The sequence below is a fragment of the Streptomyces sp. NPDC006197 genome, from assembly GCF_040613865.1.
Classification (GTDB): Bacteria; Actinomycetota; Actinomycetes; order Streptomycetales; family Streptomycetaceae; genus Streptomyces.
Genome location: NZ_JBEXSZ010000219.1, coordinates 1 through 9,486 on the forward strand (window position 1 = coordinate 1; position 9,486 = coordinate 9,486).

The 9,486-nt window shown below is 66.2% G+C and carries 8 protein-coding genes; all 8 read right to left on the reverse strand.

Going from position 1 to position 9,486, the window contains the following annotated elements:
* Positions 1-884: contractile injection system protein, VgrG/Pvc8 family (locus ABZ318_RS37535; RefSeq protein WP_356906906.1), on the reverse strand; the 884-nt coding region annotated here is incomplete at its 3' end.
* Positions 881-1,483, reverse strand: coding sequence for a hypothetical protein (locus tag ABZ318_RS37540; protein ID WP_356906907.1), 603 nt, complete (start codon positions 1,481-1,483; stop codon positions 881-883). The genes ABZ318_RS37535 and ABZ318_RS37540, both read right to left, overlap by 4 nt.
* A gap of 6 nt (positions 1,484-1,489) precedes the next feature.
* Positions 1,490-2,215 carry a hypothetical protein gene (locus ABZ318_RS37545; protein WP_356906908.1) on the reverse strand — a complete coding sequence of 242 codons (726 nt, stop codon included), beginning with the start codon at positions 2,213-2,215 and terminating at the stop codon, positions 1,490-1,492.
* Entirely contained in the window at positions 2,212-4,479 is a 2,268-nt protein-coding gene (locus ABZ318_RS37550) for an ATP-binding protein (protein WP_356906909.1), read from the reverse strand. Before ABZ318_RS37550 ends, ABZ318_RS37545 begins: the two co-directional genes overlap by 4 nt.
* Entirely contained in the window at positions 4,476-5,315 is an 840-nt protein-coding gene (locus ABZ318_RS37555; RefSeq protein ID WP_356906910.1) for a DUF4255 domain-containing protein, read from the reverse strand. The genes ABZ318_RS37550 and ABZ318_RS37555 overlap by 4 nt, the downstream gene beginning before the upstream one ends.
* 1,851 nt (positions 5,316-7,166) lie before the next feature.
* Positions 7,167-8,057 (reverse strand): hypothetical protein, encoded by an 891-nt coding sequence (locus tag ABZ318_RS37560; RefSeq protein WP_356906911.1) that lies wholly within the window; start codon positions 8,055-8,057, stop codon positions 7,167-7,169.
* 10 nt (positions 8,058-8,067) lie between these two features.
* Entirely contained in the window at positions 8,068-8,568 is a 501-nt protein-coding gene (locus ABZ318_RS37565) for a phage tail protein (protein ID WP_356906912.1), read from the reverse strand.
* 30 nt (positions 8,569-8,598) lie between these two features.
* On the reverse strand, positions 8,599-9,486 hold an 888-nt coding region (locus ABZ318_RS37570; RefSeq protein ID WP_356906913.1), incomplete at its 5' end, for a phage tail sheath C-terminal domain-containing protein.

The window sequence follows — 9,486 nt, forward strand, 5'->3', positions numbered from 1 at the left end:
CCCGTCACAAACCACTGGCCCCGGTCGAAATGCCCCTGGCAGACAGTGGACATCTCGGCGGCGCCGGTGGTCACCGTTCTAGCGACCCGGACCATGGCGGGCTCGCCCGGCGCCTGGAGCGCTCCGGCCGGGTCGGCTCCGAGGGCGGGCTGCCGACCGATGCCGGCCTGGGCCTCCAGGACCTGCCCGCTCACATGGTCGATCTGGGTCAGGGACACCTTCGCGGGAGCCAGGGCGTTGACCTCCAGGCGGAACCAGTCGACATTGGTCTCGTCGCCGAACTGCACGGCCAGGACGGGTTGCGGGTCGGCGTCGGCTGCCGGCAGGCGGAAATGGCCGGTGTCCCCGTCCACGAAACATTCAAAGCCGTTGCGCAGCGCCAAGCGCCGCAGAAGCTGGGCGTCCGTCTCCCGCTGGACAATGGTGGACATCCGCTCGTCGTGAACCAGCTCGGTGTCGGCGACCTCGGGGGTCAGGCCGTGCTCTTGGAAGATCTCCGCAGCGATATCGCTGTCTTTCTTGTTCGGCCACGCCTTGACCCGGTCCACCCGGTCAAGAAGAACGCTGGCGTCCATAGCCCAGATCTCCAGCTGGCTCTGACCGGCTCCAAGGCCGAAGGCTGGGCGCAGGTGAGTCACATAACCCGTCAGGAGCTGCCGCGCGTCGTCCTCGAATCCTGCAATGACAGACAGCCGCTGCCAAGCGGCGAAGCGTTTGTCGTCCAGGTAGGGCCAGCTTCCATCGGCGCCCGGCAGCAGGGCGAGGGTGATCCGGCACATCCCGGCCAGTTCGTCGTCGAGTTCCACTTCCAGGCTGAGCAGGTCGTGGTAGAGCTCGGGCACCTCCGTGCCGCTGAACTCGATGCGCAGATGGTCGTATTTCATGCACGCACCTGCCCGTGGATAGCAGGGGGGATGACGATCTGTCGGCCGAGCTGTCCCCTGACCGATGGATCCCCGACCTTGAACCCGGCCTCGCCGATCACCTTGCCCACGGCGTCTGCCTCGATGGTGAACCGATTGTGCGTCACCAGCACGGCCCAGGTGTGCCGCTCGGTCACTACGCCCGACCAGCTCTCTGACTCCTGCTGCACTGGCTCCGGTACGAGCGTGACGTCGTCCACGATCGTCACCTCCTCCACACCTGCGGTACCGGACAGAGCGGCAAGTAGCCGATCCCACGGTGGGTCATGACCAGGAGGCGGGGTGGCAGGGAAACAGGTGACGAGCACGGGCTCCTGGCCCAGCAGCTCGAGTGGCGAGAGGAAGCCCGGATTGCCGTCGCAGATCCGCCAGTAGTCCAAAGGCCGGCCGTAGTACGTGAACGCCAGCTGATCCAGACGGTCCCCGGCTCCGACGGTGTGTGTGAAGGTGCCGGTGACGTCCGGCAGCAGCCTGAGGTCCTTGGCCGCCACCGCGCGCCCATCGGCCCGCGGAAGGGTCACGTCGGGCACGGCCCGGTAGCGCGACTGGTTGCTGAACACGGCCGATCACCCCGGGAGGACAACATTGCTGACATCGACGATGGAGGCCAGGTTGAGGACCGACATCGCTTCCGTCATGGCTTTCGAGTACAGGTAGGGCATGTTCTTGCCCTCGATAACCGTGAGGCCGACTGCCACCGTGGCCCTCAGTGGATTCAAATCGGCACTGAACTCCGTTTCGGTGATCTGCATCGTGTTGATGTTCACCGGCAGCACGCGTTTGCGTCCGAAGATGAAGAGGACCATCGGCGGATTGGCCCTCCGCGTGAAACTGAATCCCTTGGGCTTGCCGAGCAGCGCGCTCACAGCGCTCCCCAGCAGACTCTCCTGTTTGGGCTGAACCATCAGCTCCAGGGTAGCGATCTGAGGTGCGATGCCGAACTGCTCAGTGAGCGTGTCGCTCTCGTCCAGCCGATCGGTGGCATCCAGTCGGATGTCGAATCCGATGGTCTGCTCAGCCACCGTGACCAGTTGCTGCTCCTGCAGCCGCTGCAGGTCGCTGAACCCGCCGTGGAACTCCCGCAGGTCACGCGTCGGTCTGCTTCCGGGGCTGGACTGGCCAGGGCCGTTCGCCTCACCGAGGTCGCCGGGGACGCCGAAGGTCAGCGCTCGGTTGCGGCTCAGCTGCACGGGGTTGTACTGGAACACCACCACGAGCGGCGGCAGGCTGAGGCCGAATTCCACGAAAGCGCCGCGCAGGATCTTGGGTTTGTTCGGAAAACCGTCGGTCACGGGGCTGCCTCCTTGTTCTCGGATTCTCCGGCAAGGGCCGGTTCCGCTTCAGTCCAAAGCTTCCCGATCTTCTCGAACTCCCGCCGGACCCCGCGCAGAATGTGCCGGCGGCTGATCGGGCCACCGTCGGCCGCCGCGAGGAACGCCGCGTTGAGCGCGATGTTTTTGATGCTGCCGCCTGCCACCGGGTACTCCCGGGCAATCAGGGTGAGGTCGACGTCCGGCGCGACGGGCGCCTGGGGAGGGAATATCGTCCGCCAGATCCGCAGCCGGTTGTCGGCATCCGGGAACGGGAAGTCCAAGACAAACCGCATCCGGCGGGTGAACGCCTCGTCCATATTCTGCCGAAGGTTGGTGGCCAGGACGACGATGCCCTCGTACTCCTCAATCCGCTGCAGGAGGTAGCTGGTCTCGATGTTGGCATAACGGTCATGGGCGTTTGACACATCGGTGCGCTTACCGTAAAGCGCGTCCGCCTCGTCAAAGAACAGGATCGCGTCGGCGGCTTCCGCCTCGCCGAAGATTTGCGATAGGTGCTTCTCCGTCTCGCCCACGTACTTGCTGACCACTCCGGAGAGGTCCACCGTGTACAGGTCGACCTCCAGCTCTTGGGCCAGCACCTCGGCCGCCATCGTCTTACCAGTTCCCGGGGGGCCGGTGAGCAGGACGCTGAGGCTCTTGCCGCGGCTGAGTCTCGTCCCAAACCCCCAGTTGCTGTGCACCCGGTCGAGGTGCCGCACCTGGCCGCAGATCTCGCGCATTTGTTCGATGAGCTCCTCGGGTAGCACCAGGTCCTCCCAGCGTGACCGGGGCTGCGTCCTGACAGCCAGTGCCCCGAGCCGCTGCCGGGACTGCTCACGGCAGGCGGCATACACGTCGGCCAAGGCCAGCGGACGCGGCTCCGGCTCCATCAGCCGCTCGTTGGCCGCCCGCTCGACTGCCGACGAAACCCGGTCGGGCGCCAGACGGAACCGAACGGCCAGGTCGGCCGCCCACGCCTCGGCGTCAGCTGTGTGGTCTAGCAAGACCTGAGACCACACGGCGGCTCTGCACGACACGTCCGGCAGCGGCACGGCAAAGGGCTGGAACACCGCACCGGGGAAGGGCTGCGGACCGGTCCACTCCGCCTCCCCGGACAGGAACACCAGCCTGCCGAAGTCGGCAATCGCTTCCACAAGAGCCATGAGCAGGGGCCCTGCATCTTCTCGCATCAGCATGTCCGCGCCGGCGACGTGGACGGCCGCTCCTTGGAGCAGCCCCTCCCGCAGAGCCGTTCGTACGGCCGACTCCACGGCCGGGCCGGGACCGCCCCAGTCCTGCAAGTTCAGGTCGAGCAAAGGCATATTCAGCCGGTGGCTGGTCTCTCGGGCAACCTCGAGCGGCCCGGAGGCGATGGGGCCATGCAAATGGAAAACCAGGGGCCGTCGGTCCGAACTGCGCTTCGCGGCCCAGCGCTCGGCCAGCATCAGCGGCCCTGGCTCGGATACCCTTCCCGGCCACCATGACCGGGAAGGGGCTGGGCGGTCCAGCCGGACACGTCCGATCAAGGCCGCATCGGGTTCGCTGTCGCCTAGCAGGAACTGGCAGATGCGCGGATCGAGCGTGAGGAAGCGTGAGAGGCCGGTCGACCCAGAGGGACTCTGGGGGTCGTCGACCGTCCGCAGGATCCTGTAGCGCAGCAACGGGGCCGTTTCGGTGAACATCCGTCGCGCCGCCCACCGCAAGTGCTCGGACGGCCAAAACAGCTCCAGTACCAGATCGACGCTGGGACGCTGACGGGTGATGTCGTCCTGGAGGTAGGCGTAGATCCGGTCATAGCTGCGGCGTAGCTCAGGAGCCAGGCACACCACCACTGCAGCCAGTTCCTGCCGCGAGAGCCCAAAAAGTTCACCGAGTGCTGGCAGCGGCAGCACGCTCCCTGTCGCATTGGTGCGTTCTGTCCGAGCATCGATCTCGGCGGTGAGCCGGTGCAGCGCGGCGCGCAGCTCATGGAGGACCGTGTCCTCTTGCGCTGCGGCAGTGGCTGCATCGTCGTCGGGGACAGCGGAATCCAGCAGCCACGCCACTTCCTCGCCGGTGACGCAGACGCTTCGTGAGAGCTGGGCCTCTCGCGGGGCCGACGCGTTTTGCAGGGCCATAGTGACGAGACGCATCCGGACCAGCAGGTCCAGTCGGCGCAGTTCGTCGGCCAGGTGCTCGAAGACGTCCTGGTACGGCAGGTGATCGGACCCACCGCACGGCTGCTCCGGCTGCTGTGGCGTCATGGTGTCACCTGGAACAGGAAGGTGCGGCGGAAGAGCCGAGAGACGTCCACCCTCACCTCATGGAGGCCCGCATTCAGGTCATCCGCGAGACGCACGGTGAAACTGTCCTCGCTCAGAACCAGGTCCTCCGTCACGGTCCTGCCGGCGCACTGCACTGTGGCCCGCTGGCCGGCCAGATGGGTGCCGGTGAAGGTGAGCACGGCACCCGCCGAACCGATCGTCGGGGACATCCCGGTGATGGTCGGGGGCTTAACCGCCGTCGCGACCCCCGGGACCTCGACTCGGCGGACCCGCGGGGCCGGTGTCTGCGCGCTGGACGGTCGACGGTCGAGTTGCACGGTGGACACCTGGTAGGGCACAGAAAGCCGGAAGGGTTTGGCAAGCGCCGTCCACAGTCCCCGCAGTTCCTCGGGCTCCAGGGCGCAGCTCGAGATCTGCAAGTGTTCACGGGCGTCGGTGAGGCCTGGGTCGAGGTATTTCCGAGGAACGACGGGGTTCTCGTGGAAGACGCGCATGGCCTCGCCCAGGACCTGGTGCGCGGCAACGTTTCCGTTGACTTCGTCGTTGGGGGCGTAGGGCGTCAGGAGGTAGGTGAGGTTCAGCGACAGGGGAGCGTCCACGATGCGGTCCGCGGATCCTGGCCGCAGCGCCCAGTCCGCGTTCTTGAGGAATGGGTTCTCTGCGATCTTGTAGAGAAACAGATTCACGCGGCGGTCACTGCCCTGCTCATCCGGCGCGAGGATGGTCACGGTCACGGTCGGTTGCAGCCCCATCTCCCCGACCAGGAGGTTACGCAGAGAGGCGCTGACCATGCCGATTGCCGTGGATGTGCTCATCGCAGGACCCCGATGTGCAGCCTGCTGACGTGCCTGCGCTCCCAGAAGGCGGCCCGGCAGCCGTCGGTGGGAACCCGCACCAGCACCGGTTCCATGACCACCCTGACAGGCGGCGCAGCGGCTGATGCGATCTGCTCCGTCGGCTCATCCGGAAGGGACCCGCGAGACACTGGGCTGTTCGCCACCAACCGCCCGTATGCCTGCTTGAAGGTGTGGGCCGAATCCATCGCGTCGGGTGGCGCGGTGGGGCTCTGTTGAAGGGCCGGAAGATTCTGATACGCGCTAAGGGGTCCGGGCCCGGGACTGGCAAGGGAAGAGCCTTGGAAGGCCCGGTGGTCCTCGTGTGCGGTGGACTTGGTCCGGTTGGACGTGACACCCCGTGCGTGGTCAGGCCGGATTTGGTGGTCCGGTTCCTTCAGATACTGGAACTCGGAGAGCGGCTCGGGACGCTCCGTCGGGGAGGGCCGAGACGAGACAGTCTGAATGGCATGGGTGGACTCGGGCGAGCGTGGCGGCTTTCCGGATGCCGGACGCGATGCCCACTTGGGGCCTGACGAGGCGGAGGCCGGCGTGTGGAGTGTTGAGCGCGGCGTCCCGGCCGTGGCTGTCGCCGCTGCATCCGCGCGGAGCACGTCGTCAGGCTCTCGGCTGAGGCGAGGAAGCGGGTCAAGGGCTGCGGCGTCCAGATCCTGCGCCGGACCGGCATTCCTCCCCTCCCCCGGCCGCCCGGGGCCGGCAGCCGGCACCTCGTTCTCGGAAGCCAAGCTATCTGCGGCGGGCCGAACGGTTTCACCCGGGATCGAGATGACGTCGGTTGGGACGGCGGAGAGCCGCGCCATCGGGTCAGTGGCCGGTGTCCCGGGGACGCTGTCCACTCGCGGCGTCGCGCGCGGGAGGCGGCGCTTGAAGGTGTGGGCCGAATCCATCGCGTCGGGTGGCGCGGTGGGGCTCTGTTGAAGGGCCGGAAGATTCTGATACGCGCTAAGGGGTCCGGGCCCGGGACTGGCAAGGGAAGAGCCTTGGAAGGCCCGGTGGTCCTCGTGTGCGGTGGACTTGGTCCGGTTGGACGTGACACCCCGTGCGTGGTCAGGCCGGATTTGGTGGTCCGGTTCCTTCAGATACTGGAACTCGGAGAGCGGCTCGGGACGCTCCGTCGGGGAGGGCCGAGACGAGACAGTCTGAATGGCATGGGTGGACTCGGGCGAGCGTGGCGGCTTTCCGGATGCCGGACGCGATGCCCACTTGGGGCCTGACGAGGCGGAGGCCGGCGTGTGGAGTGTTGAGCGCGGCGTCCCGGCCGTGGCTGTCGCCGCTGCATCCGCGCGGAGCACGTCGTCAGGCTCTCGGCTGAGGCGAGGAAGCGGGTCAAGGGCTGCGGCGTCCAGATCCTGCGCCGGACCGGCATTCCTCCCCTCCCCCGGCCGCCCGGGGCCGGCAGCCGGCACCTCGTTCTCGGAAGCCAAGCTATCTGCGGCGGGCCGAACGGTTTCACCCGGGATCGAGATGACGTCGGTTGGGACGGCGGAGAGCCGCGCCATCGGGTCAGTGGCCGGTGTCCCGGGGACGCTGTCCACTCGCGGCGCGTTGTCAGAGCGCATATGAGACTGGCTGGCCTCGGCCGGATGGGGGGACTGGGCTAGCGGCTCAACCGAGCTCAGTAGCCATGGGGCGGAAAGCGGCGCGCCGCTCTCGAAGAAGATCGATCGGGAGCAGCCCCAGTTCGTGACAGGCGAAGACGGCGCGAGGACGATTTCGGGGCCGCTCTCGTCAGGCACGCCGAGCAGCGTGCGCACCCGTGCGCGGTACCGGAACGGCCGCGCACCGTCAGCCAGCACCCCTGCGAGGTAACCCTCAGCGCTCACCGTCGAGCGCTTCGATCGCGCCGGAGAGAACCTCGATGTACATGCGTCGCTTGTCACGTGTCATCCCCATGATCTCCCGCTCGCTCCAGTGGTAGTGGAAGGCGAGGTGGTGCACTTCCTGGTACAGGAGCGAACGATCGGCGCGCAGGTCCCCGAAGAAGAAGCGCTGGATGTCGAACGGCGCGACGAAAACCCGTCTGCACTCGGCGCACGTGGCGTCCAGTGTCTGTTCGACCTTGGGCGCCACATATGCCATGCGCTCCTCGATCTCGGATCTGGCCCGCGCGGACAGTTCCGAGATTTGCTGCTTTGAGGGCGGTTCCTGGGTTCCGATGCGCTGAACACAGCGCGACAGCAGGAGCGTCAGCGTCTCGGCCTCGTTGTGGGCCAGCAGTGCGGAGAGTTCTTCCTGGTCCGAGCCATCCGGCAGCCGGAACCGAACCTCCGCTGAGGTGCGGTCGGTTCCGGGGAACGCCTCGACCGAGAGGGTCATCGTATGGACGGGCGTGTGCACCTTTGCCTCGTCGACCGGCACCTCGTTAAGGTCGAACTCGAGCGATACCCGTTCGCCGCAGTCGGGCCAGGGGCAGAACAGGTGAGCGCGGACAAGATCCCCAAAAGAGGTCCTGCGCAGCTGAAGCAGCAGGAAGTTCCGGTCGGCGACGAGCAGACGCCGTACCACCTCCGGAGGGACCGGGCTGATATCGCCCAGCCGCCGTACGCAGCGGCTGAGTACCTCGGTGACCGCACTCGCGGTCTGCTGTTCCGATGCGACGCCAGCCAGGAGTTCCTCCTCGCGCCCAGTCAGCACCGTCAGTTCGAAGGCGCGATGCAACCGCCCGGAAGCGTCCCAGTAACCGCCCGGCAGCACATGGCCCATGGAGCGCCTCCTAGGTCTCCTGCGGCTCTAGCACCGCGGTGTCCCGAACCCAGCCTTCGTTCTCCAGCTTGATCGTGGTGATCATCACTGCGTTCCCCGATGCGTCCAGTTGAGGCAGCGCCTGGTACTCCGAGACCCAACAGCGGAAGACGTTGTAGGCCAGCGCAATGCTGCCCTGCTGGTTGCACACCTCGATGGTGATGTCCTTCCGGAAGGTGGCCAAGGACATCGCCGCGTCGCCCTGGAAATTGTTGACGCGGTTGGCCCAGTCCTCGAAGGCAGTGTCATGGGTGACGCCCGCCTCGAGCGTAATCGGGTCGTACTTGCTTTTCCCCGGGATCTGGTGCGGTCCGCTCGCATCACCCCCCTCATACCAGGTCGTGACCTCCGTCGTTCGCTTCAACGCGCTGCACTTGCTGAGCGCTGCGACGTACTGTCCATCCCATTTGATCTTGAACCGGTATCCGAGATACGGGTCGAAACGCATGCTGTTGACGGTGAATCTGGCCATCGGCTGCTCTCCTCTCACTCGGCATTGCTGCTAGCCGGACGCCATGCCGGCCTTCTGGCTGATCTGCACGATCACGAACTCGGCTGGCTTCAGGGGCGCGAAACCCACCTGAACGTTCACGACGCCCGCGTCGATGTCTGCCTGTGTAGTCGTCTCTTTGTCGCACTTCACGAAGAACCCTTGGGTCGGTGTGGTTCCCTGGAAGGCCCCTCGTCGGAACAGGGTCGTCATGAACGAGCCGATGTTCAGACGCAGTTGCGCCCACAGTGCTTCGTCGTTGGGCTCGAAGACTGCCCACTGAATGCCGTAATAGATGCTGACGCGCAGCATGATTGCCGTCCGCCGGACAGGCACGTAGGCCCACTCCGGGTCACTGGCCACGGTACGTGCTCCGAAAGCGACCACCCCGACGCCGGGGAATCGGCGGATGACGTCTACGCCGATCGGGTTGAGGTTGCCATGCTGGACGTCGTTGACTTCGACAGCCAGCCCGACGGCACCGTTCAGTGACGCCTGGCTCCCGGCTGGCGCCTTCCATACTCCACGGGAAGCGTCGATCCGCGCGTACAGCCCTGCGATGTAGCCCGATGGCGGTACCAGCACCGGGTCCTTCGATCGCCCGGTCAGGTCAGGAGCCTTCACCCAGGGGAAGTAGAGCGCACCATAGGAGTTTGCGGAGGTGAGTCGCTTGCGGAAGACGACGGCCTTCTCTGCGGTGTCGGTGTCGGACCCTGTCTCCCCAATGTAGAACACTTCCTGAAGCGGCCGGTTTGCACAGTAGCCCATACCCAGATTCAGCATCTCGGCGCTGCCCACACCCGGAACGGCCAGGAGGCTGAAGTCGGTGAGGTTGTCGAGCTGTTGGAATGCGGTGGCGTACGTCTGAGCGGTCACCGAGGCAGTGGAGTCGATGCCGGG